Raw genomic sequence first — 24842 nt, 5'->3', positions numbered from 1 at the left:
TTTCTTCGGGAGGCATTCCATTACATGGCAAAAGATAAGCAATTCGTTACGGAAATCACGCCGCAAAGCGAGGATTTCTCACGCTGGTATATTGATGTTATAAAAAAAGGAGACTTGATGGACTACTCTCCTGTTCGTGGCTGTATCGTATTTAAGCCAGAGGGCTATGAAATATGGGAGCATATTCAGGAGGAAATGAACCGTCGCCTCAAGGAAACTGGGCATCGTAATGCTTATTTTCCAGTGTTCATTCCAGAGAGTTTCTTTCAAAAGGAAAAGGATCATATTGAAGGCTTTAATCCCGAACTGCCATGGGTAACTGAGGCTGGTGGAGACGTGCTTGAAGAACGTCTGGCTGTCCGTCCTACTTCTGAGACCATGTTCGGGCACATGTATTCCAAATGGATTCAGTCCTATCGTGACCTTCCTGTACTTATCAATCAATGGGCGAACGTGGTTCGTTGGGAGAAGCGTACTTTACCATTTATCCGCACTACTGAGTTTCTTTGGCAAGAAGGGCATACTGCGCATGAGAATGAAGCCGAAGCTCGTGAAGAAACCATGAAGATGCTGGATAACTACCGTGATTTTGCCGAGACATTCCTTGCCATTCCGGTGATCACTGGACAAAAGACACCTTCCGAGCGTTTTGCTGGTGCAGTAGATACGTATTCTATTGAAGCGATGATGAAAGATGGACGTGCTGTTCAGGCTGCTACCTCACATTACTTGGGTACCAAGTTTGCAACTGCATTTGAGATCCAGTATTTGAGCCGCGACAATAATTTAGAATATGTGCATACGACCTCATGGGGATCCACTACACGCTTGATTGGTTCGCTGATTATGGTGCATGGCGATGACCGTGGTCTTGTTCTGCCACCTAAGGTAGCACCAACTCAAGTGATTATGATTCCGATCGGACCTCCTAAAACTCGTGAAGCCGTGATTGGACGGACAGACGAGCTGTTCAAGGAGCTGAAGAACGCAGGTGTTCGTGTACGTGTGGATGATCGTTCGGATGTAACGCCAGGTTGGAAGTTCAATGAATATGAAATGCGCGGTATACCTGTGCGCTTGGAGCTTGGACCACGCGATATGGAGAATGGCGTTTGTGTTATCGTATCCCGTGTCACAGGTGAGAAGAAGGTAATTCAGCAGGAGAACCTTGTTGAAGAGGTACAAGCAATGCTCGAGCAGGTTCATAATGAAATGTTCGAACGTGCCCTGAAATTCCGTGAGGACCATTTCTATTCTGTAGATTCCTTGGAAGAAATGAAAGCTTCAATGGAAGAAAAACGCGGCTTTGCACTAGCTGGCTGGTGTGGTTCGGAAGAATGCGAGTCCAAAGTTAAGGAAGAGACAGGTGCGGGTAGCCGTAACATTCCTTTCGATCCGGCGGAGAAGAAACAAGTCTGCATTTGCTGTGGTAAACCAGCTGAGCATACTGTGGTTTTTGCAAAGGCATATTAATCTTTTGGTACCGATCAACAGTCTTGTAGTATTTTAATCTAGCTTCTGGAGAGAGGAGTCAGCGGGCCGAAAAAACCCAATGCTTTTTGAATCCAGAAGCTTTTTAAAATATAAGAATTTATAGGCTTACGTAATAAATTATCCTTTTATTTCTCGCATAAACACTTACCGTCCTCATAAGGACGCCGAAGGCGTTTATGCTTGTCATAACTTTCACTGAATATCATTGATTGTGTTTTACGGAGTTATCAAAGGTGGGAGGAAAGCATGGAACAAAACCAGGAGAGAAGAAAAAGATTCGAGCTCTTGATGAAGCAAGGTGAAATTCCACCTGCAATTATGGATCCCTACTTTTTAGATGGATATATAGAGCGTGTAGAGATCAGCCGTGGTAACCGAGACTGGCAAATTGTGATTGCGAAAGAAAGTCTGGTTCCAGCGCAGGTATACCGGACATTTTGCCTCAGAATGCGCGAGAAGCTACAGCATATAGCCAAAGTAAGCTTTTTATTCGTTTATGATCAAAAAGTTAGTAGAGCAGAGCTAGTCCAAGAATATTGGGGATTGTTTCTGGAGTGGGTGACTCGCGAGATCCCTTCGGTTAATGGCTGGCTGACACGTTCTACCCAAGAGCTTAAAGATGACACTTTAATGCTGACGATGAGTGACTCCACTTCTATGGAGCTGGCTCGTAAAAAAGGCATCGATGGGGCAATTATTAAATTTTATGATAAGTATTTCGGTCTCTCCTTAAAAGTTAAAGTGCTAATGGCAGAGAACGAAAATAATAATGTTGAAGCATACGAAGAATTTCAGCAAAAGCTTCAGCAAGAACAACGCGAGATCGTTGAGCAGATGATGACTGCTGTAGAAACAGAAGCTCCTGCTGATGATAGCGATCCTAATGAAGTAATTAAGCTTCAAGTGGGGTATGAAATTAAGGAACAGGCCGTGCCGATTCTTGAAATTCAAGATGAAGAGAAGAAAATTACAATTCAGGGTACTATTTTTGGTCTGGATCGTAAGGAACTTCGCAATGGCAGTACTTTGTTCACCTTCAGTTTGACCGATTTCACGGATTCTCTACAAATGAAGATGTTCGCGAAGACTAAAGATGATCTGAAGGTTATGAGTCAGCTAGCAAACGGTAAATGGGTAAGAGCACGCGGAAAAGTTGAATATGACCGTTTTATGCAGATTCCTGAGCTCGTGATGATCCCTTCGGATTTAACGGAAGTTAAGGCACCGCCTGCGCGTAAAGATACGGCTCCTAAGAAACGGGTGGAATTCCACCTTCACACTACGATGAGTACGATGGATGCGGTCACTCCGATCACTACCTATGTCAAAACAGCTGCCCAGTGGGGGCATCCTGCGATTGCTATTTCTGATCATGGCGGAGTTCAGGCTTTTCCTGATGCGAACCATGCAGCTCATAAGCATAAGATAAAAATGATTTATGGCGTGGAAGCCAATGTTGTGAATGACTCTGTGAATATTGTCGAGAATGCTCAGCCTTTGGACTTGAAGACAGCTACCTATGTAGTGTTTGATATAGAGACCACGGGGTTATCGATTACCCGCAATAATATTACGGAGCTGGCGGCCATTAAAATGTGTGAGGGTAAAGAAGTAGACCGTTATTCTACTTTTGTTAATCCGCATGAGAAGATCCCTTATCATATTCAGCAATTGACCAATATTACGGATGAAATGGTTAAGGATGCTCCTGATCTTGAGCCAGTGCTGCGTAAGTTTGTTGAATTTGTGGGTGACAGTATCCTTGTTGCTCATAACGCCAGATTTGATATGGGTTTTATTCAGGCCTCGTTACGTAAAATAGGTGAACCTGTGCTTTCGAATCCATCTCTTGATACGCTTGAGCTCGCTCGGTTACTATATCCAAGCATGAAGAATCACAGGCTGAACACATTAGCCGATAAATATAAAGTTCTTCTGGAAAGCCATCACCGTGCGATTGATGATACCATAGCACTCGGCGGTATATTAACAGGATTGCTCGCAGATGCTGAAAAGATGAAGGGCATGACCCGCCTTGATCGACTAAACGATTATGTGGGTAATGATCTTTCGAACACAAGACCATTCCACTGTAATATTTATGCACTTAATCAAGTAGGCAAAAAAAATCTCTATAAGCTCATTTCCATGTCACATACGGAATATTTCAAACGTGTACCTTGTATTCCGAAATCCAAGCTGGAAGAGCATAGAGATGGACTGCTCGTGATTTCCGGTTGTGAACGTGGAGAGTTTTTTGAAGCAGTACTCAACAAAACGACTGAGGAAGCCATGGAGGTTGCTCATTTTTATGATGTGCTGGAGATTCAGCCATTGACCATGTACATGCACTTGGTGGACAAGGGCTTTGTAGCAGGCCCTGATGAGCTTCGCGATGTAGTCCGCAAGGTTTGCGAAATAGGGGAACAGTTAAATAAACCTGTTATCGCAACGGGGAATGTGCATTATCTTGAACCCCGGGACAAGCTGTATCGTGATATTACGATTAATGGGATCACAGGCTTTAGTCCGCTTAAAGACCAACGCAAACCGGATGCACACTTCCGCACAACGGATGAAATGCTGTCTGAATTCGAATTTCTCGGTGCTGAAAAAGCGATGGAAGTCGTGGTTACGAATACAGTTGAGCTGGCAGAACGTTTTGAAGAACTGGAGCTATTTCCAGACAAGCTATTTACACCAATTCTTGAAGGGGCGGACGAAGAAATTCGCGAGACCTGTTATAACACTGCCAAATCCATTTATGGCGAAGAATTACCTGAAGTAGTTATTGCCCGTTTGGAGAAAGAGCTTGCACCGATTATTAAATTCGGGTTCTCTGCCAACTATTTGATTTCTGAACGTCTCGTTAAAAAATCAAATCGAGATGGATATCTCGTAGGTTCGCGGGGTTCTGTAGGCTCTTCTGTAGTAGCTACATTTCTTGGAATTTCAGAAGTTAATCCTTTGCCTGCGCATTATATTTGCCTAAACCCCGAGTGTCGCCATAGTGAATGGTTCCTGGACGGTAGTGTGCGGAGCGGATTCGATTTACCAGATAAAGTCTGCCCGGATTGCGGTCAGAAGCTCAAAGGTGAAGGCCAGGATATTCCGTTCGAGACCTTCCTTGGATTTAAAGGGGATAAAGTTCCCGATATCGACTTGAACTTCTCAGGGGAATATCAGCCGAATGCACATAACTTTACCAAAGAAATGTTTGGTGAGAAAAATGTATTCCGTGCCGGAACGATTGGTACCGTAGCCGAGAAGACAGCCTTCGGATTTGCAAAAAAATACGAAGAACTTCACCAGAAACGTTGGCGTGGAGCTGAAGTTGGCCGTCTGGCGGCCGGCTGTACAGGCGTTAAACGTAGTACGGGACAGCATCCGGGTGGTATAGTCGTTGTTCCAGACTATATGGAGGTAGAAGATATTACGCCAGTACAATTCCCGGCGGATGATGTCAATGCCGAATGGAAGACCACACACTTTGATTATCACGCTTTTGACGCGAATTTGCTGAAGCTTGATATTCTGGGTCATGATGATCCGACGATGATGCGGATGCTGCAGGATTTGACAGGTGTTGATCCAACTTCTATCCCGATGAATGATCCGAAAGTAATGAGCATGTTTAACTCTACAGATGCGCTTGGAGTGAGACCTGACGAAATCAGATCACCGGTTGCGACCTATGGTGTGCCCGAAATGGGTACCAAGTTCGTACGTCAAATGCTTATTGAGTCGAAACCGTCCAGCTTTGCTGACTTACTGCAAATATCAGGTTTGTCTCATGGTACTGGAGTTTGGCTTGGTAACGCGCAAGAGCTTATAAAGAATAACACTTGTAACATTAAGACCGTTATCGGTTGTCGGGATGACATCATGCTCTTCTTAATTTATAAAGCGGGAATGGATGCGAGCTTGGCCTTTAAAATTACCGAGAGTGTTCGTAAAGGTAAAGGTTTATCTGACGAATGGATCGAGGAAATGAAAAAGTGCAAGGTTCCACAATGGTATATTGATTCTTGTCTGAAGATTCAATACATGTTCCCGAAGGCGCATGCTGCTGCATACGTAATTTCTGCAGTACGTACCGCCTACTTCAAGCTGTATCATCCTATTGAATATTATGCGACTTATTTCTCTGTACGTGCAGCAGATTTTGATATTGAATTGTGCTGTAAGGGATATGAAGCGATCAACCGTCAGATCGTAGAAATTGAGCAAAAAGGATTTCAAGCTTTGCCTAAGGAAAAGGCTATGTTGCCTGTCCTTGAGATGGCTTTGGAGATGACGGCACGTGGGTTTACATTCAAAAACATTGATCTTTACCGTTCGGAAGCGAATAAGTTTATTGTTGATGACAAGAGTTTGATTCCTCCGTTTTCCGCATTAGCGGGAATTGGTGAGAATGCTGCTATCAACATTGCCGCTGCGAAAGATGCCGGGGAATTCCTTTCTATTGAGGATTTCCAGCAAAAATCCAAGGCGAGTAAGACAGTTATTGAGCTGCTAACCAATATGGGCTGCTTCCGCGGCTTACCGGAGAGCAATCAACTTTCCCTATTTTAAAGGCTTTAACAACACTTATTTCATGGTAAGCAGAAACGTCTTTACCGTCCTTTTTGGGACGGTACCCGTTTCTGCGAGAAATACAAAACGTATAGGATGGCGTGAAACTTATACTTTCTTGTATTTCTGGAAAAGAGAGCTCCAAAGGGGGAGTCAAGGGCTAGCACTTGTCAGTCCAGACTCACTATGGTATAATTTCTTTGGTAATAATGAGATAAGTCCGTTGTGTAAAGAGTGGGGAAACCCACTCTTTATCTTTGGTATATAGCAAAAGACAAGTTCGTGGAGGTAATTTTCTTTTGAGCACACCCAAATCTAAAATTAAACAAACGGTAGAGCAGATGCTCGGGCCCTATCTCGACGACAATGGTTTCGAACTGGTGGACGTTGAATACGTGAAGGAAGGCTCCAATTGGTTTCTGCGTATATTCGTAGATAAAGAAGGCGGCATTGATATTGATGACTGCGGAAGCATTAGCGAATATTTCAGTCAGCAGTTGGATGAGAATGATCCTATCCCTGAGGCATATTTCCTTGAGGTTTCCTCACCGGGAGCAGAGCGTCCTCTCAAAAAAGCTGCGGATGTAGCTAAAGCGGTAGGTAAGGACGTGTATGTGACTGTTTATGAGCCGATTCAAGGACTCAAAGAATTTGAAGGTCGTTTGCTCTCGTTCGAGAACGAGGAACTGCTCATCTCCGCGGGCAAAAAACAACATGTAGTACCGTACGCCAAAGTCGCAAGCGCGAGATTGGCCATTATTTTTTAACGTCTTGAAAGGGGGGCCGGAAATTCATGAGTATGGAGTTTATTGAAGCAATGAATGAGCTGGAAAGGGAGAGAGGCATCAGTAAAGATGTGCTGTTCGAAGCGATCGAAGCGGCGCTGATCTCTAGTTATAAACGTAATTTCAATGCAGCACAGAACGTGCGTGTTGACATGAACCGCAACACAGGTGTCATTAAAGTGTTTGCCCGCAAGCTAATTGTTGAAGAGGTCCTGGATACAAGGACTGAAATCTCATTGCCGGCAGCCAGAGAAATTAACCCGCATTTCCAGCTTGAAGACATTGCTGAGCTTGAAGTAACACCACGTGATTTCGGGCGTATTGCTGCACAGACTGCAAAGCAGGTTGTAACACAACGGATTCGCGAAGCAGAGCGTGGACTCATCTATAATGCCTTTATTGACAAAGAAGATGATATTGTAACAGGACTTGTACAACGTCAAGATATGCGGAACATTTACATTGATCTTGGTAAAATCGAAGCGGTCTTGCCGCTTAGTGAATTGATGCCAGGTGAGAAGTTTAAACAAAGCGAGCGTATCAAGGCTTATATCACTAAAGTTGAGAACACCACTAAAGGACCGCAAATTATGCTGTCCCGCAGTCATCCCGGATTGCTGAAGCGTCTGTTCGAACTAGAAGTTCCGGAAATTTTTGATGGTGTAGTTGAAATTCGTTCCGTAGCTCGTGAAGCTGGCTTCCGTTCGAAGATTGCTGTGTATTCCCGCAATCCGGAAGTGGATCCAGTTGGTTCTTGCGTAGGCCCAAGAGGAACACGCGTTCAAACCATCGTTACTGAGCTTCGTGGCGAGAAGATCGATATCGTCCGTTACTCTGATCTGGTGCAGGAGTATGTCGCTAATGCACTCAGCCCTTCTAAGGTGCTTGAAGTTCAAGTCTTTGAAGCAGAGAAAATGGCACGGGTGATCGTTCCTGATTATCAATTATCACTGGCTATCGGTATTAAAGGGCAAAATGCACGTCTTGCCGCTAAGCTTACCGGCTGGAAAATTGATATCAAGAGTGAAAGTCAAGCGGAGCAGGAATACGGTAGACCGAGAACTTCTATTGATGAAATGCATCAGGATTCCGTCTCCATTGATTAATTAACCTGCTTGACGGGAGGCGTATGTATGAAACAAAGAAAGGTGCCGCTGCGCAAATGCGTTGCTACCCAAGAGATGATGCCGAAAAAAGAGCTGATTCGAGTGGTTAGAACGCCCGAGGGCGAAGTACTGATTGATCTGACAGGTAAAAAGTCAGGCCGTGGTGCTTACATATGCGGCAAGCTTGAATGCTTTAAGCTGGCACAGAAGAATAAAGCACTTGACCGCGCTTTGAAATGTCAAGTGAGTCCTGAAATCTATGACCAGCTTGCCCGGGAGTTTACTTCCGTGGAAGAGCAGTTTCTAGCAGCAAAGGATAGTGAGGATAATGAGTAAGGCGCTTTCTTATTTAGGGCTTGCCATGAGAGCAGGCAAGATAGTCACCGGCGATGAGGCTGTACTCAAAGCTGTACGGTCTTCAGAGGCGAAGCTGGTCGTTCTGGCAGGTGACGCTTCAGATAATACCCAAAAAAAGTTCCGTGATAAATGCGGAACCTACGATATTCCACTAGTAATCGCATTTCACCGAGACAGCCTCGGTGCAAGTATTGGTAAAGACCAGCGTGTAGTACTGGCCATTACGGATAAAGGATTCGCGGAAATGATCTCCAAGCAACTCGGAGATACTGTCGGAGGTGGATTTATTGACTAAAGAAGAGAACAAAGATAAATTGCGCGTGTACGAATACGCCAAGTCACTAAACATGAGCAGTAAAGAAATTATTACAATTCTGAAGCGTTTGAATGTCCCTGTGAATAATCATATGAGTGTCATGGAGAACGGTTCCGTGAACAAAGTAGAGCAATTCTTCAAGGATATCAAGTCGAACGCTGCAGCCAAACGGGATACCAGCTCTAGCAGCCGTCCGGTGACAACCGGTGCGGTAACTGCCGAACCCCAAAGTGCTCAGAATGCCAACAAAAATCAACAGGAAAAGCAGGTAGGTATGAACAGTAACCAAAACAACAACCAATCGACGACGTCCCCAAGGCCCCAAAGCGGACAAGATTCCCGCAGAACAACAACAGGTTCAACGCAGAATGCACGTCCGCAACAAAGCGGAGCTCCACGTACTAACAGTACTAGCGGAAGCCGTCCGCAAGGAAGTAGCACAGGCGGCAATCGTCCACAAGGTAGCAACACTGGTGGCAGCCGTCCGCAAGGAAGTAATACTGGCAGCCGTCCACAAGGTAGCAGTACCGGTGGTAGCCGTCCGCAAGGTAGTAGCACTGGTGGCAGCCGTCCGCAAGGTAGTAATACCGGTGGTAGCCGTCCACAAGGAAGCAATACTGGCAGTCGTCCGCAAGGACAAAGCAGTGCACCTCGCACTGACAGCCGCCCACAAGGTCAATCTGGCACTGGCGGTGGCTTCACACGCGGTGACGACAGAGGTCCTAAGAAGAACACAACTGGTGGTAGACCAAATACGAACAATAGACGGTTTGATGATGGCAAAGGCGGTAACTACCGCGGTCGTGGTGGTAAGAATGGCCGCGGCAAGAATCAGCCAATGGTTCACCGTGAGAAGATCGATAACACACCTAAGAAGATTATCGTTCGTGGTAGCATGACTGTTGGTGAAACAGCAAAATTGCTTCATAAAGACGCTTCTGAAGTAATTAAGAAGCTGATCTCTATGGGTGTTATGGCAACCATCAACCAAGAGCTGGATATCGACACCATCCTGCTACTCGCTGCTGAATTCGGCGTAGAAGTAGAAGTGAAGATTCCTGTTGATGAGGATAGCTTTGAAACTGTGGAAGAGAATGATGCTGAAGAAGAACTTCAGTCACGTCCTCCAGTAGTTACGATCATGGGTCACGTTGACCACGGTAAAACTACTTTGCTGGATGCCATTCGTTCGACGAGTGTATCTCTAGGCGAAGCAGGCGGAATCACACAGCATATCGGTGCTTATCAAGTTGAAATCAACCAGAAGAAAATCACGTTCCTAGATACACCTGGTCACGAAGCATTTACTGCTATGCGTGCTCGTGGTGCACAGGTAACAGATATGACTATTATCGTAGTTGCTGCTGATGACGGTGTTATGCCTCAGACCGTTGAAGCTATTGCACACGCTAAGGCTGCTGGACTTCCGATTATTGTCGCTGTTAATAAAATCGACAAGCCGGGTGCAGATCCTGACAAAGTGAAGCAAGAGCTTACAAGCTATGAACTCGTTCCTGAAGAGTGGGGCGGAGATACCATCTTCGTTAACCTTTCTGCAAAACAACGTATTAACTTGGAAGAACTGCTGGAAATGATTCTGCTCGTTGCTGAAGTAAATGAGTACAAAGCGAACCCTGACAAACGGGCACGCGGTACGGTTATAGAAGCTGAGCTTGATAAGAATCGTGGACCAGTTGCACGTGTTCTGGTACAGAACGGTACATTGAAAGTCGGCGATGCATTTGTAGCAGGTAACTGCTTCGGACGTGTACGTGCGATGGTTAATGATAAAGGACGTAAGATCAAGGAAGCTGGACCTTCCACTCCAGTAGAAATTACTGGTTTGACTGAGGTACCACAAGCTGGCGATCCGTTTATGGCTTTCGAAGACGAGCGTAAGGCCCGTGCGATTGCTGATAGACGTTCCACATCCCAACGTCAATCTGAGCTGAATACGAACACCCGTGTAACATTGGATGATTTGTTCCAGCACATTAAAGACGGCGAGATCAAAGACCTTAACGTTATCATTAAAGCTGACGTACAAGGTTCAGTCGAGGCACTTAAAGGTTCCCTGGCTAAGATCGAAGTGGAAGGCGTCCGCGTGAAGATCATTCACAGCGGTGCTGGTGCCATTACGGAATCCGATATTACACTTGCAGCAGCATCTAATGCTATTGTTATTGGCTTTAACGTTCGTCCGGACGCTCAGACCAAGGCAGCTGCTGAACAAGAAAAAGTAGATGTTCGTCTCCATAACATCATCTACAATGTAATCGAGGAAATCGAAAGTGCAATGAAGGGTATGCTTGATCCTATCTATAAAGAGAACGTTATCGGTCACGCTGAAGTACGTAGCGTCTTCAAAATCAGTAAAGTGGGTACCATTGCAGGTTGTATGGTAATTGATGGTAAAATTACCCGTAATGCTGAAATGCGCTTGATCCGTAGCGGAATCGTTGTATTTACAGGTAAAGTTGATACCTTGAAACGCTTTAAAGATGATGCCAAAGAAGTGGCGCAAGGTTATGAATGCGGCATAACTTTGGAACGCTATAATGACGTCCAAGAGGGCGACATTATCGAAGCGTTTCTTATGGAAACTGTAGAGCGCTAAGCGAAGAGGTGAATATAGATGTCTAAAATTAGAGCAGGACGAGTGGGCGAGCAGATCAAGAAAGAGCTTAGTCAACTTATCCAAAGCGGACTGAAAGATCCTCGAATCGGTTTTGTAACTGTAACTGGCGTAGACGTGACTAACGATCTGTCGCAAGCGAAAGTATACCTAAGCGTGTTCGGGGATGAAGAGCAGAAGTCAGGCTCCCTTAAAGCGATTGAGAAAGCTAATGGTTTTCTTCGCTCCGAGCTTGGCAAGGCGATTCGCCTTCGGCATACACCGGAACTGATCTTCAAGATCGATGAATCTGTCGCTTATGGCAGTCACATTGAGAAACTTCTTGGAGAGCTTCATAAGAACGATTAGAAATAGGTACTAAAAGGAGTTCAAAATAGCTCAAGGCTATTTTGAACAACCTTTATAAAGGAGACGGCGAATGCAGAGCTATGAACAAAGTCTCCAGCAGACCCGTGAGTTTCTGCTGGAACACGACGATTACCTTGTAGTGTCGCATGTTCAGCCGGACGGAGATGCAGTCAGCTCCACCCTAGCGGTGGGCTGGCTTCTCTCATGTCTGGGCAAAAAATACACTATGCTGAATGAAGGACCGATACCGAAGCGGATGGAATATTTATGGCATTCGGATGAAATCATCAATATGGCCTCTAGTGAGCCGCCCCGTCAATACAGCAATGTGATCTGTGTGGATTGTGCTGATTTTCAGCGAGTAGGACTGACTCATCGCTATTTTGCGAAGGATGCTCTAATCCTGAACATTGACCATCATCCCACTAACAACGGTTATGGACTTGTGAATTTAATCAAACCGGATGCTGCTGCGACTGCGGAAATTTTGTTCGATCTGCTGAAGACGTTCGATATTGAATGGGACATTGATATCGCCACAGCTTTATACACAGGTCTTTTGACAGATACTGGTGGATTTCGATATACCAACACATCACCAAAAGTAATGGCAGCCGTATCTGAACTGCTTTCTTATGGCGTTAACGGTCCTGAACTGGCTGAGACATTACTTGAAGAAATGACATTGCCGCAGATTAAAATTTTAAATAAAGCGTTAAATACTCTTCAATTATCACCCGAAGGGGATATTGCCTGGCTCTATGTTACACCGGAGGATATGATTGAGAGTGCTGCTGCTAATGAAGATTTAGAAGGTCTCGTGAACTACCCTCGCAATATTAGAGGTGTGGAAGTAGGGATTCTGTTCAAAGTCATTCATGAACATGCGGTTAAAGTTAGTTTGCGTTCTGCGGGTAAGGTCGACGTGGCTGAGCTAGCGCAAACGTTTGGAGGTGGCGGTCATACCCGTGCTGCAGGTGCGCGTATAGAAGCTACACTCGAAACGGCAATATCGCAGGTGCTTGAGGAGGTAAGACGTCATTTATGAGTGAATTAGAAGGTGTACTGGCGGTTTACAAGCCAGCCGGGTTCACTTCACATGATGTTGTGGCCAAGGCGCGTCGTATTCTCGGCATGAAACGGATCGGACATACGGGAACGCTTGATCCACAGGTAACAGGTGTGCTGCCACTTTGTCTGGGCCGTGCTACTCGTGTCGTGGAGTATATTCAGGAGTTGCCTAAAGAATATGTGGCAACACTGAGACTAGGGATGTCCAGTGATACTGAGGACTTAACTGGGACTATTATAGAAACTGTAGATGAGGTGCATGTATCTGAAGAAGAGATTCTATCAGTGCTCGCTTCATTTAAAGGGGTTATTTCTCAGGTTCCACCGATGTATTCTGCGGTTAAAGTTGACGGCAAACGTCTTTATGAGTTAGCAAGAGAAGGTAAAACCGTTGAACGTAAAAGCCGTGAAGTAGAGATTTATGAAATTGAAATGACGGATATGACTTGGGAAGGCAATCATCCCGATATCACATTCCGGGTGCTTTGCTCTAAGGGGACGTACATTCGTACGCTCTGTGTCGATATCGGACGAGCACTTGGACTGCCGGGTGTGATGGTGAAACTAGAGAGAACGATGTCGGCAGGGATTTCTGCCAGTCATTGTCTTACGCTAGAGGATATTGCGACTCACAAGGAAGCCGGAACATTGGAAGATCATTTAATCGCTGCAGACGAAGCCATTTCTCATATGCCAAAGCACACTGTAATGGATGAGAAAAAGAAGGCAGCTTTGCAGGGGCAGCGTTTGTCCTCACGATTTATAGCTCCAGAGGTGAAGACGAACAGTCAATTTCGGCTATACGATCTTCAAGGTGGATTTCTTGGCATTTATGAATTGGAAGATACAGGTGCAATTGCTCCAGTGAAGGTATTTGCACAAGCTTAAATCAATTTTACCAAGTGAATTGTAGGTGAGAAACAGCGTGAGAACCGTAACGTTAACTTATCCGATGTCTCCGGAGACTGCTGCAGAGTGGGCTCAGCCTCAAGTGGCTGCTCTAGGGCAGTTTGACGGATTGCATCGTGGACATGCTAGCGTCATTACATCCGCTGTGGCCCTAGCCCGTAAACAAGGTGTGCCGGCCGCAGTCCTTACATTTCATCCACATCCTAAAGATGTTATGGGTAAGGGTGATTATGAAGGGTATTTGACGCCACCCGTAGAAAAGCAGGAGATTCTTGCTAGTTTGGGTGTCGATATCTTATATGTTATTGAATTTAACGAGCAGCTTTCCCGTGTAAGTCCACAGAATTTTGTCTCTGTTATGCTTTTGCCGCTACATATTGTAACTGCAGTTGTCGGCTTTGACTTTCGTTTTGGTTATCAAGGTGAAGGCGATGTTGAAATGCTTCGCAAGCTGGGTGAAGGTGTTATGAATGTAGAGGTTGCTCCCCCTTTTCTGCTAGATGGTGAGAAGGTCAGCAGCTCCGGCATTCGTAAAAGTCTCCAAAACGGGGATTTAGAGCTGGCAAACTCCTGGTTCGGACGTTGCTACTATCTGCGTGGTGAAGTGGGTCATGGTGAGAAGAGAGGTCGCACCATTGGTTTTCCAACGGCGAATTTGAAGCTCAGTGCTCATTTTGTCATTCCGACTAAAGGTGTATATGCGGTCCGAGTCTTTTATAAGGATAAAGTTTTGTACGGGGTCATGAATGTGGGCGTTAAACCTACCTTTCATGAGGGTGTATTGACGCCAAGCTTTGAGGTCCATCTGTTTGACTTCGAAGGTGATTTGTATGATCAAGAGCTTAAGGTGGAGTTAGTATCTTACATTCGTCCTGAACGAAAATTCGAATCCATTGGTGCATTGATTACTCAAATCGGTGAGGATGCAGAAACCGCGAAGAAGATTTTGGGTTATAATCTATAGTCATCCCGGACAAGCCGTTTACTTTTGTTAATGGAGATGCTATACTAATAAACGTTGCTGGCTTACAGCACCATAACCTTAGCTTGGTTGCACGTTCTCACCGACGGTGACGAGGCTAATGGCGATTATATTGAAGGAGGTGAACAGGATGGCATTAACTCAAGAACGTAAACATCAATTGATCGACGAGCACAAAACTCACGAATCCGATACTGGATCCCCTGAGGTGCAAGTTGCTATCCTAACGGAGAACATCGTTAATTTGACTGACCACTTGCGTACGCACAAGAAAGATCATCACTCCCGTCGCGGATTGTTGAAAATGGTTGGACAACGTCGTAAACTTCTGGCGTATTTGAAAAACAAAGACATCAGACGTTACAGCGCCCTGATCGAAAGACTGGGATTGCGTCGTTAATTTTCCATAAGATAACCCTTAAAGCAGCCTGGTTGTATACCGTATGTCCTTCTCGGAGCGACAGCGGGACAGCTGGGTTGCTTTTTGAAAATTTAGGGAAAACTTTATAGCAAGACTGATGAGATTATTCGTAAAAACGGCCACTTTACATCATCTGTAAGACTTAGCCGTTTCTTCTTATATGTATACAGAACAGGCTACATACCTTAAATTATAAGAAAGTATATGTTTCATGCTATACTTTATCCTTATAATTCTCGCATAAACGCTACCGTCTTATAAGGACGCCGAAGGCGTTTTTAGCTTGGGGACAAGCCTTTCCGATTCATTAGATCGATATGTGAACCTGCAATATTTGACTGCGGGTCTACTACTATTCAAGGAGGTATTTATGGAAAAACGTGTAGAAATGCAGCTAGGCGGAAGACGCCTTGTGCTGGAAACGGGCCGACTAGCTAAACAAGCAAACGCAGCCGTTATGGTGCGTTATGGGGATACTTCGGTATTATGTACCGTTACGGCTTCGAAAGAGCCGAAGGACCTGGATTTTTTCCCGCTTACAGTTAACTATGAGGAAAGATTATATGCGGTAGGTAAAATTCCGGGCGGATTTATTAAACGGGAAGGTAGACCGAGTGAGAAAGCGATTCTGTCCAGCCGTTTGACTGACCGTCCAATCAGACCACTGTTCCCTGAAGGTTTCCGTAACGATGTTCAGGTATTGAACATGGTAATGAGTGTGGATCAGGACTGCGCACCAGATATTGCTGCTATGATCGGTACTTCAGCTGCACTTAGTATTTCCGATGTGCCTTTTGATGGACCCATCGGCGGCGTTGCTGTAGGTCGGATTAATGGAGAATTTGTGATCAATCCGGATATGGCTCAGCAAGCGATCAGTGATATTTATGTAGTGGTTGCTGGAACGAAGGAAGCAATCATGATGGTTGAAGCAGAAGCGAACGAAGTGACGGAAGATGTGATGCTCGAAGCGATTATGTTCGGTCATGATGAAATCCGTAAGATCGTTGCAACCATTGAAGAACTGGTCAAAGTGGCTGGTAAAGAAAAAATGGCTGTGAAGCTGCATGCTGTGAATGCTGACGTGAATACTGAGGTCCGTGCATTTGCTGAGGCTCGTCTGGTGGAAGCCGTTAAAATTGCTGAAAAACATGCTCGTCAGGAAGCGATTGATGTCGTTAATGATGAAGCGGTTGCGTATTTCGTAGAGAAGTACATAGAAGCACCGGAGCTTCTGAAAGATGTTAAAGAAGTCCTACATGATATCGTGAAGGATGAAGTGAGACGTCTAATCACGCATGATAAGGTTCGTCCAGATGGACGTAAACTTGATGAAATCCGTCCGATTGAATGTGATACAAGCCTGTTGCCGCGTACACACGGTTCCGGTCTGTTCACACGTGGACAAACACAAATCCTTAGCGTTTGTACCCTTGGAGCTCTAGGTGATGTACAAATCCTCGATGGAATCGATCCTACTGAAACGAAACGTTTCATGCACCATTACAACTTCCCTCCGTTCAGCGTAGGGGAAGCTCGTCCGCTTAGAGCACCAGGACGTCGTGAAATCGGTCACGGAGCACTTGGAGAACGTGCATTATCCAAGGTAATTCCTAGTGAAACTGAATTCCCGTACACGATTCGTCTAGTATCAGAAGCGATTGAATCTAATGGTTCTACTTCTCAGGCAAGTATCTGTGCCAGCATTCTGGCTATGATGGACGCTGGTGTGCCAATCAAAGCACCAGTAGCCGGAGTAGCAATGGGTCTGATCAAAGACGGAGATCATGTCTCCATCCTGACGGATATTCAAGGTATGGAAGATCATCTCGGAGATATGGACTTCAAGGTAGCTGGTACAGCAGAAGGTGTTACAGCTATTCAAATGGACATTAAGATTGCCGGTATCGACCGCAACATTCTTCAAGATGCACTTCAGCAGGCTAAAGAAGGCCGTCTGTTCATCTTGGACAAAATGAATGAAGCGATCTCTGCGCCAAGACCTAATCTGTCCAAATATGCTCCAAAAATCATTATTATCAACATCAATCCGGACAAAATCCGTGATGTTATCGGTGCTGGTGGTAAGATTATCAATAAAATTATTGAAGAAACCGGCGTGAAAATCGACATCGAACAAGATGGCCGTGTCTTTATCGGTTCTTCAGATGAAGAAATGATCCAAAAGGCTCGTTCGATTATCGAAGGTCTTGTGCGTGAAGTACAAGTCGGAGAAATCTATGTGGGTACAGTTAGACGTATTGAGAAATTTGGTGCATTTGTTGAACTTATTCCGGGCAAAGACGGATTGGTACACATTTCCCAATTGTCTACTGAGCGTGTAGCTAAGGTAGAAGATGTTGTTGCTATTGGTGACACCATTACCGTTAAAGTTACCGAGATCGATCCACAAGGTCGGGTTAACCTGTCTCGTAAAGCAGTGTTGACTTCGGAAACTGGAGCTAAAGCGTAAGATTGATCTTAGTAATAACCTTTACTAAAGGGATCTAATTTCATTATTAAAAGAGACAGAAGCGATTTGCGTTCTGGCTCTTTTTTTATATGAACGAAGCTGGAAAACTGTAGCAAACATTCCTATCTATTAGTCTTGTATCTGTTCATGACATAAAATCCTCCCTTGTCTCATAGATTGGGACAAAGTGTCTTTGTAATCGTGTGGAACGAACCTGAAATTCGTTTCTACCGGGGAGGAAGTCGTCATGAAGACGGAAAAAGTGGCATTAGTGGTTGCTTGTGTAGCAATCGTGATAGGAATTGGTAGCACACAGGGACCAGTCAAAGACATGCTTGCGCAATTGAAGCCGCAGGATGATCTCGCGGTGTGGATGGATATCCCTAAGGCGGCGAACAACGATCTTCGTCTGAGGATTGAGACCGCCGCGGCCAAACTAAATGCACCTCCAGTGGATGCAGTGGTTGACCGGGTGTGGAAAGCCATTCCGGGCTATAACGGACTTGAGATTGATGTAGAGAGTACCTATCGGAATGCTCTTTTGGCACCAAAAGAGCCCATAAAGTTAGTGTATCGGCAGATCGAACCAAAAGTATCGTTAAATGAACTGGGAGCAGAACCTATATATCGAGGAAATCCGGCGAAACCGATGGTATCACTGATGATTAATGTGGCTTGGGGGAATCAGTATATCGTGCCAATGCTGGATATTTTGGATGAAGAGAACGTGAAAGTTACGTTTTTTCTGGATGGAAGCTGGCTGAGTAAGAATCCAGAGCTTGCTACAGAAATGTTAAAGCGTGGTCATGAGATGGAGAATCACGCCTATACCCACCCCAATATGAGTACTTTAAGTCGAGCGCGGGCTACCGTTGAGATTGAGAAGACGCAAAAGCTGCTAAAGGAATCGCTTGGAGTCACTAATAAATGGTTCGCACCTCCATCTGGTGATTTCGATCAAGAGACAGTAGAAATCGCTAGCAGCTTGGGCTTAAAGACTGTACTCTGGACTGTAGATACGGTGGATTGGCGAAATCCTTCTCCTGAATCTATAGTTGCCAAAATCACAAGCAAAGCTGAAGCCGGCACACTTGTTCTAATGCATCCTACTGCCTCATCCTCCAAGGCGCTGAAGGCCATGATACGCGGGATAAAGGCAAAAGGGTTACAGCTAGGAACAGTTAGCCAAACGCTGTCAGCGGAGCGTCTAATCCCCTCTGATGTTGAGTGAGTGATCTATTTCTGGTAGGATTATAGGCACGTGTATTAATTTAGATAGAACATGGCTATTGCCAGGAGGACATGAAGTGGAGAAAATAGTATTATCCAATGGATTACGAGTAGTGATGGAAAAAATTCCGACCGGCCGGTCCGTTTCATTTGGAATATGGGTGAAGACAGGTTCGCGGAATGAACACCCTGGAAACAACGGGATATCCCATTTTGTAGAGCATATGCTTTTTAAAGGTACGGACCGATATAGTGCTAAGGATATTGCCGAGCAGTTCGATGCTATTGGCGGCAATGTAAATGCGTTTACTTCTAAGGAATATACTTGCTATTATGCAAAAGTACTGGATGAGCATCTGCCTATCGCAGTAGATGTGTTAGCAGATATGTTTTTCCGTTCACGTATGGATGCTGAAGAGCTGGAGAAAGAAAAGAACGTCATCCTTGAGGAAATTTCTATGTGCGAAGATACACCAGACGATCTTGTGCATGATTTGATGTGTGCTGCTGCTTACAAGGATCATCCGCTTGCGTATTCTATCCTTGGCTTAAAGGAACGGCTGATGGAGATGAAGCCGGATGATCTTCGTGCCTACATGAAGGAGCAGTATACGATTGAGAATACGGTAATTAGTGTAGCTGGGAACATCAGCGATGGATTGATTGAGCTGCTGGAGCAGCATTTTGGTTCTTTTGCTAATCATGGCACATCTGCGCCATTGACTCCACCGGATTATTATGGGGACTTGTTGTTTCACCGCAAAAAAACAGAACAGAATCATATCTGTCTTTCCTTACCAGGTGTCCGCTCTGGCGACCCATTGCAATATGCTATGGTGCTTATTAATAATGCCATTGGCGGCGGTATGAGCTCACGGATGTTCCAAGAGATTCGTGAAAAACGTGGCCTAGCCTATTCTGTATATTCATACCACAGTTCTCAAGCGGATTCTGGTTTGTTCACGGTCTATGCTGGAACAGCACCGAAGCAAACTAAGGATGTAACGGAGCTAATTAAGGAAATGATGTACGAGCTTGCTACTGAGGGTCTTAGTGAAGATGAACTGAGAAAAGGCAAGGAGCAGCTTAAAGGTAGTCTAATTCTTAGCCTGGAAAGCACTAGTAGCCGGATGAATCGGATTGGGAAAAATGAACTTATGCTCGGAAAACATAACACATTAGACGATATGATCGCCAAGATTCAGTTAGTAACGATGGACAATATCAACAGTGTGCTTGATAATATGTTTGCTGAGCCGCTTTCTTTAGCGATGGTAGGTTCAACAGATAAAGCTATTGCAAATGTTAGGAGAGATGATCTTGTCATATTACGTACAAATCAATAAACTAGCTGGAAACGAGGATGTTAATCTTCCTTGTAAAATGTCAGAACAGGCTTCCGGGTATGATCTATATGCCGCAGTTGGTAGCGAAGTCGTGCTTGCGCCTGGAGAACGTGCATTAATTCCAACAGGCATATCATTAGCTATGCCAGACGGATTAGAAGCTCAAATTCGTCCACGAAGTGGACTAGCCTTGAAGCATGGGATTACGTGTTTGAACACACCTGGTACGATTGATGCTGATTATCGTGGAGAGATCAAAGTGTTGTTGATCAATCTAGGGCAAGAGCCATTTGCTATCGCTCGTAATGAGCGCATTGCCCAAATGGTATTTCAAGCGGTTCCAGTGGTCACTTTGGTTGAAGTAGATGCTTTATCCGAAACAGAACGTGGAGCCGGAGGCTTCGGTCACACTGGCAAATAATATGACTTATTAAAAAGCTTGTGAATTTATGCCTAATTGGCGTGATTCGCGAGCTTTTTTTCGTTTAAATATGACAATTTATAAGTTTCATATTTAATCCTGCATGGTAATTCTTCTCCGCTTTTCACCCATTAAGAATGCCCAGCATAAGATGCTCTATAGTCGATAGTGTATGTTGAAAGGAGCGTCATCCCTATGCTTACTGGCGTCAGGATCGTGTTCCTGGGCGGGGACGCGAGACAGCTTGAAGTGATTCGGAAATGTGTGGAATTGGATGCGACGGTAAGCGCTGCCGGGTTCGATAAATGGGAAGCCCCTTGCCCAGGGGTGAGCCTGGAACAGATGACGGTAGAGCTGCTTAGTAATGCAGATGTATTAGTATTGCCTACGGTTGGTTGTGATGATGAAGGGAATATCAGTGCTTTATTTTCTTCTGAACGCTTGATGCTCTTGGAAGAACATTTTGCTGCTCTGCCACCCCATTGTTTGGTGTATAGCGGTATGGCTAAAAGCTACTTATGCGGCATGTGCGCCAAGCATTCATTAAAGTTAATTGAATTGCTTAATCGTGACGATGTAGCCATCTACAACTCCATCCCAACAGCGGAAGGGGCACTGGTTATGGCCATACAGAACACGGATTTTACCATTCACAGTTCCAAATCGATGGTACTGGGTTTGGGCAGAACGGGTTTTACAATGGCAAGAAGTCTACAAGGACTGGGTGCTAGTGTTAAAGCCGGAGTTAGAAAACAGGAACATTATGCACGTGCTGAGGAAATGGGCTGGAAGCCGTTTATGACCAGTGAACTGTTGCTTCATGTGCCGGATGTTGATCTGATATTTAATACGATTCCAAGTATGATCATCACCGCACAAGTACTCTCACGTATCTCACCGCATTGCTTAATTGTCGACCTGGCTTCTGCTCCAGGTGGATGTGATTTTCGTTATGCTGAGAAAAGAGGAATTAAAGCGATGCTGGCACCTGGACTCCCTGGCATTGTAGCTCCTAAAAGCGCTGGGATTATTATGGCAAATGCGCTGGTTCAGTCGATATCGGACGAGGCTTTAATCAAGGGGGACGAATAAAATGGATTGGCACGGAAAAACAGTAGGGTATGCGATTACCGGATCTCACTGCACATTTGCGGAGGTAATGCCGCAAATTCAACGCTTCGTAGATGGAGGAGCAAACGTAGTGCCCATAGTTTCAGCATCCGTACTAGGCACCGACACCCGCTTTGGAACATCGCAAAATTGGCTAAAACAGTTGAAAGATATAACAGGTAATGATATCATTTCTACAATTGTTGAAGCGGAACCGCTGGGTCCTTCCAAGCTGCTGGATGTGCTGACGATAGCACCTTGCACTGGAAATACAACGAGTAAATTGGCAAATGCTATGACCGATAGTCCAGTGCTCATGGCTGCAAAATCGCAGATGCGCAATGGACGTCCACTTGTTCTCGCGATATCTACCAATGATGGCCTAGGTCTTAATGCCGCAAATATTGCAAAGCTTCTAGTGGCTAAACATATTTATTTTGTGCCATTCGGACAGGATAACCCTGAGGGCAAACCTAATTCGTTAGTAGCGCGTATGGATCTTATCCCAGAAGCTTGCTATGCCGCTTTGCAAGGTAAACAACTACAGCCGATGATTATTGAAAAGTTTCATTCCGTCTAGAATAGGGCGGAATCGGTGGAGCTAGTTGCGGACATAAAAAGGGGAGATGCACTAAATGAGCAATGAGAAGTTAAATGCCGCCTTGGTCGGAGTTACTTCTTAATCAATAGATGCGGTCGTTAACGCTCAAAGCCAAGATCTGCTAAACCCATTGCTGAGATCATTGCCACCAAAAAATATAAGATTTACTGCTACCGTCCTCATTTCGAGGGCGGTACAACCATTTTTCAAAATAAAAGAAAATTACTTAAGAAATAAGCTTACGTACTGTAAAGGAATTTCTCATTAGAGACGAAATGAGTTCTATTTACGAACGATTAGTGTGTTTGCTTTGACAATAATGGAGGAATTATACATGGGTATTCTGGTACAAAAATTCGGAGGAACATCACTTTCAACACCACAAGCTAGAGAGCACGTCATTCGTAATGTCAAACGGGAGCTCGCTAGCGGCTATAGTTTGGTCATTGTCGTTTCGGCAATGGGCAGACGCGGAGAACCTTATGCAACAGATACTCTGCTGGATTGGGCTGTTCAGAATGGAGATTCACTCCCAGAGCGTGAGAAGGATCTCTTGATGTGCTGTGGTGAGATTATCTCTGCTACTACACTTTGTGGCCTGCTGGAGAATGAAGGGATTGCTTCTACGGTTCTAACGGGAGCTCAGGCTGGTTTTATGACAGATAGCAACTATGGCAATGCAAGAATTCTAGATGTACGTCCTGAACGTATTCTTCGTGAACTGCGTGAAGATAAAGTAGTTATAGTGACCGGGTTCCAAGGACAGACTGAAGCTGGTGATTTGACGACTTTGGGCCGTGGAGGAAGTGACACCTCTGCGACTGCACTGGGTGCTGCCCTTCATGCAGATATGGTTGATATCTATACAGATGTTAACGGGATTCTTACAGCAGATCCGCGGATCGTTGAAGATGCAAAACCGCTAACGTATGTTAGTTATACAGAAATTTGTAATATGGCTCATCAAGGAGCAAAAGTGATCCATCCACGTGCGGTTGAGATTGCTATGCAGGCACAAATTCCAGTACGCGTTCGTTCAACATTTTCTGAGACTGAAGGTACGCTGGTTACGAATCCTGAAGGATTCAACGACATTCAGTCTGGCGGCATTGTAGATCGCTTCGTAACAGGGATTGCTTATGTCAGCAACGTCACACAGATTTCTGTGGAGTGTCCAGATGGAAATGGTACGGGCGTTCAACTGCAAATTTTTAAAAGTATGGCCGACAACGGAATAAGCGTTGATTTTATTAATGTAACACCTACTGAAGCTCTTTATACTGTGTTCGATGACAAATCAGAAAAGGCCATCTCAGTTCTTCAGCAATTGGGCTTGCGTCCTAAGAGTTTATCAGGTTGTGCAAAAGTTTCCGTTATCGGGGGCGGAATTAATGGTGTGCCTGGTATTATGGCGCGTATCGTTGAGGCACTTAGCTCACAAAATATTCAGATTCTCCAATCCGCAGATTCGAATACAACGATTTGGGTGCTGGTGAAGAAAGAGGATATGGTGCAGTCCCTGCGTTCGCTGCACGCTATGTTTGAATTGCACCGCTAAGGAGGAATTCAAAGTGGATTTCGGAAGATTAATAACAGCCATGGTAACCCCCTTTGACGGGGATGGAGAAATCAACTGGGATGTAACTTCACAGCTTGTCGATTATTTAATTGAGGAACAGAAATCAGAGGCATTGGTTGTCTGTGGTACAACTGGGGAATCCCCAACGTTAAGTGATGAGGAGAAACTGCAGCTGTTTTCTTTTGTACTAGAGAAGGCGAATGGTCGCTGTAAAATTATTGCTGGAACAGGCAGTAATAACACGAAGCACTCTATTCACCTCACGAAGGAAGCGGAGAAAATAGGTGTGGATGGCGTGCTTTTGGTCGTTCCTTATTACAATAAGCCTAATCAGGAAGGGCTCTATCAGCATTTTTCTGCGATTGCTACGGAGACTTCATTGCCAGTCATGCTGTATAATGTTCCCGGTCGCACGGGTGTAAGTATGAGCGTGGACACAACCCTTCGACTTGCTGAAATATCGAATATTGTTGCGACAAAAGAATGTGCATCTGTCGATCAAGTAACACTTATCGCTTCTGCGTGTTCCGATGACTTCCGTGTATATACTGGTGATGACTCTGCGGGCTTAGCTAGTCTAGCCGTAGGAGGATACGGAATTATCAGTGTAGCTAGTCATGTGGTTGGTGCACAGATGTCAGAAATGATCTATGCATTCACCTCAGGAAATGTTCAGCGAGCGGGAGAGATCCATCGGCAATTGTTCCCTATTTACAAGGGGTTGTTCGAATGTCCACAACCTTTACCGAATCCTTCAGCGGTCAAATATGCTTTAAGTCTGAAAGGTCTGCCTGTTGGAGGCGTCAGATTGCCGCTTATTTCACCTACTGAAGCTGAGGCGGCCTTTATCGAGGCACTATTTCACTAAGTGCTGAACAATGATATTCTAGTCTTTAAACCGGCTTCTCCTGTGGAGAGCCGGTTTTTATATTTATTATATTTTGCTAAAATAATGGGTCACATTTAAGGAAAGAATTTGGATACGAGATAGGGTGACTTGTCTTTTGCCAAAAAAATCATGTATAATGATCTTAAGTGACTGGGTGCGGTTAAAATTAAATATGCGGTAATCTTCCGTCAATG

The 24842-nt window shown here is 44.9% G+C and carries 20 protein-coding genes; all 20 read left to right on the top strand.

Annotation, left to right across the window (positions count from 1 at the left end):
* Positions 1–24: 24 nt before the first annotated feature.
* The 20 genes from proS to dapA all read left to right on the top strand — a co-directional run bounded on the left by proS (position 25) and on the right by dapA (position 24627).
* Positions 25–1473, top strand: coding sequence for a proline--tRNA ligase (proS, locus tag MKY19_RS18595; protein ID WP_042189419.1), 1449 nt, complete (start codon positions 25–27; stop codon positions 1471–1473).
* Positions 1474–1740: 267 nt separating this feature from the next.
* Entirely contained in the window at positions 1741–6069 is a 4329-nt protein-coding gene (locus MKY19_RS18590; RefSeq protein ID WP_339265620.1) for a PolC-type DNA polymerase III, read from the top strand.
* A 299-nt stretch (positions 6070–6368) separates the two neighbouring features.
* Positions 6369–6836, top strand: coding sequence for a ribosome maturation factor RimP (rimP, locus tag MKY19_RS18585; RefSeq protein WP_339265618.1), 468 nt, complete (start codon positions 6369–6371; stop codon positions 6834–6836).
* Between the two features lie 26 nt (positions 6837–6862).
* Complete coding sequence (gene nusA, locus MKY19_RS18580) at positions 6863–7960, top strand: transcription termination factor NusA (RefSeq protein WP_042189417.1); 1098 nt, start codon at positions 6863–6865, stop codon at positions 7958–7960.
* Positions 7961–7987: 27 nt separating this feature from the next.
* On the top strand, positions 7988–8296 hold the full coding sequence (locus tag MKY19_RS18575; protein ID WP_042189416.1) for a YlxR family protein: 309 nt from the start codon (positions 7988–7990) through the stop codon (positions 8294–8296).
* The gene (locus tag MKY19_RS18570) at positions 8289–8612 is read left to right on the top strand and encodes a YlxQ family RNA-binding protein (RefSeq protein ID WP_042128860.1); all 324 of its coding nucleotides are present in this window, start codon (positions 8289–8291) and stop codon (positions 8610–8612) included. The genes MKY19_RS18575 and MKY19_RS18570 overlap by 8 nt, the downstream gene beginning before the upstream one ends.
* Entirely contained in the window at positions 8605–11250 is a 2646-nt protein-coding gene (gene infB / locus MKY19_RS18565) for a translation initiation factor IF-2 (protein ID WP_042189415.1), read from the top strand. Before MKY19_RS18570 ends, infB begins: the two co-directional genes overlap by 8 nt.
* Positions 11251–11268: 18 nt before the next feature.
* Complete coding sequence (gene rbfA, locus MKY19_RS18560; RefSeq protein ID WP_042128856.1) at positions 11269–11616, top strand: 30S ribosome-binding factor RbfA; 348 nt, start codon at positions 11269–11271, stop codon at positions 11614–11616.
* Positions 11617–11686: 70 nt separating this feature from the next.
* On the top strand, positions 11687–12664 hold the full coding sequence (locus MKY19_RS18555) for a bifunctional oligoribonuclease/PAP phosphatase NrnA (protein WP_339796776.1): 978 nt from the start codon (positions 11687–11689) through the stop codon (positions 12662–12664).
* Positions 12661–13575 carry a tRNA pseudouridine(55) synthase TruB gene (gene truB / locus MKY19_RS18550; RefSeq protein WP_339265615.1) on the top strand — a complete coding sequence of 305 codons (915 nt, stop codon included), beginning with the start codon at positions 12661–12663 and terminating at the stop codon, positions 13573–13575. Before MKY19_RS18555 ends, truB begins: the two co-directional genes overlap by 4 nt.
* Positions 13576–13612: 37 nt before the next feature.
* Positions 13613–14560 carry a bifunctional riboflavin kinase/FAD synthetase gene (locus tag MKY19_RS18545; RefSeq protein WP_042189412.1) on the top strand — a complete coding sequence of 316 codons (948 nt, stop codon included), beginning with the start codon at positions 13613–13615 and terminating at the stop codon, positions 14558–14560.
* A 148-nt stretch (positions 14561–14708) separates the two neighbouring features.
* The gene (gene rpsO / locus MKY19_RS18540; RefSeq protein WP_036656390.1) at positions 14709–14978 is read left to right on the top strand and encodes a 30S ribosomal protein S15; all 270 of its coding nucleotides are present in this window, start codon (positions 14709–14711) and stop codon (positions 14976–14978) included.
* Between the two features lie 391 nt (positions 14979–15369).
* Entirely contained in the window at positions 15370–17472 is a 2103-nt protein-coding gene (gene pnp / locus MKY19_RS18535; RefSeq protein ID WP_042189411.1) for a polyribonucleotide nucleotidyltransferase, read from the top strand.
* 247 nt (positions 17473–17719) lie between these two features.
* Positions 17720–18703 carry a polysaccharide deacetylase family protein gene (locus tag MKY19_RS18530; protein WP_339265611.1) on the top strand — a complete coding sequence of 328 codons (984 nt, stop codon included), beginning with the start codon at positions 17720–17722 and terminating at the stop codon, positions 18701–18703.
* A gap of 76 nt (positions 18704–18779) precedes the next feature.
* Positions 18780–20048, top strand: coding sequence for a pitrilysin family protein (locus tag MKY19_RS18525; protein ID WP_339796770.1), 1269 nt, complete (start codon positions 18780–18782; stop codon positions 20046–20048).
* Positions 20023–20469, top strand: a complete 447-nt coding sequence (gene dut, locus MKY19_RS18520; RefSeq protein ID WP_197071224.1) for a dUTP diphosphatase — start codon at positions 20023–20025, stop codon at positions 20467–20469. The genes MKY19_RS18525 and dut overlap by 26 nt, the downstream gene beginning before the upstream one ends.
* Before the next feature lie 195 nt (positions 20470–20664).
* The gene (dpsA, locus tag MKY19_RS18515; protein WP_339796767.1) at positions 20665–21561 is read left to right on the top strand and encodes a dipicolinate synthase subunit DpsA; all 897 of its coding nucleotides are present in this window, start codon (positions 20665–20667) and stop codon (positions 21559–21561) included.
* Position 21562: 1 nt separating this feature from the next.
* Entirely contained in the window at positions 21563–22159 is a 597-nt protein-coding gene (locus tag MKY19_RS18510) for a dipicolinate synthase subunit B (RefSeq protein ID WP_042189406.1), read from the top strand.
* A gap of 355 nt (positions 22160–22514) precedes the next feature.
* On the top strand, positions 22515–23738 hold the full coding sequence (gene dapG, locus MKY19_RS18505) for an aspartate kinase (RefSeq protein WP_339265608.1): 1224 nt from the start codon (positions 22515–22517) through the stop codon (positions 23736–23738).
* Between the two features lie 13 nt (positions 23739–23751).
* Positions 23752–24627 carry a 4-hydroxy-tetrahydrodipicolinate synthase gene (dapA, locus tag MKY19_RS18500; protein WP_076285437.1) on the top strand — a complete coding sequence of 292 codons (876 nt, stop codon included), beginning with the start codon at positions 23752–23754 and terminating at the stop codon, positions 24625–24627.
* The last annotated feature ends 215 nt before the right edge of the window (positions 24628–24842 follow it).

The organism is Paenibacillus sp. FSL R5-0744 (genome assembly GCF_037972555.1).
Lineage (GTDB): Bacteria > Bacillota > Bacilli > Paenibacillales > Paenibacillaceae > Paenibacillus_AQ.
This window is presented reverse-complemented; position numbering and strand designations above follow the sequence as displayed.

Coding starts and splice junctions, on each gene's coding strand:
- MKY19_RS18570 (WP_042128860.1), top strand. CDS start 8,289: ATGAGTAAGGCGCTTTCTTATTTAGGGCTTGCCATGAGAGCAGGCAAG.
- MKY19_RS18575 (WP_042189416.1), top strand. CDS start 7,988: ATGAAACAAAGAAAGGTGCCGCTGCGCAAATGCGTTGCTACCCAAGAG.
- nusA (WP_042189417.1), top strand. CDS start 6,863: ATGAGTATGGAGTTTATTGAAGCAATGAATGAGCTGGAAAGGGAGAGA.
- dpsA (WP_339796767.1), top strand. CDS start 20,665: ATGCTTACTGGCGTCAGGATCGTGTTCCTGGGCGGGGACGCGAGACAG.
- proS (WP_042189419.1), top strand. CDS start 25: ATGGCAAAAGATAAGCAATTCGTTACGGAAATCACGCCGCAAAGCGAG.
- MKY19_RS18555 (WP_339796776.1), top strand. CDS start 11,687: ATGCAGAGCTATGAACAAAGTCTCCAGCAGACCCGTGAGTTTCTGCTG.
- rpsO (WP_036656390.1), top strand. CDS start 14,709: ATGGCATTAACTCAAGAACGTAAACATCAATTGATCGACGAGCACAAA.
- dapG (WP_339265608.1), top strand. CDS start 22,515: ATGGGTATTCTGGTACAAAAATTCGGAGGAACATCACTTTCAACACCA.
- MKY19_RS18510 (WP_042189406.1), top strand. CDS start 21,563: ATGGATTGGCACGGAAAAACAGTAGGGTATGCGATTACCGGATCTCAC.
- MKY19_RS18530 (WP_339265611.1), top strand. CDS start 17,720: ATGAAGACGGAAAAAGTGGCATTAGTGGTTGCTTGTGTAGCAATCGTG.
- rbfA (WP_042128856.1), top strand. CDS start 11,269: ATGTCTAAAATTAGAGCAGGACGAGTGGGCGAGCAGATCAAGAAAGAG.
- MKY19_RS18590 (WP_339265620.1), top strand. CDS start 1,741: ATGGAACAAAACCAGGAGAGAAGAAAAAGATTCGAGCTCTTGATGAAG.
- pnp (WP_042189411.1), top strand. CDS start 15,370: ATGGAAAAACGTGTAGAAATGCAGCTAGGCGGAAGACGCCTTGTGCTG.
- truB (WP_339265615.1), top strand. CDS start 12,661: ATGAGTGAATTAGAAGGTGTACTGGCGGTTTACAAGCCAGCCGGGTTC.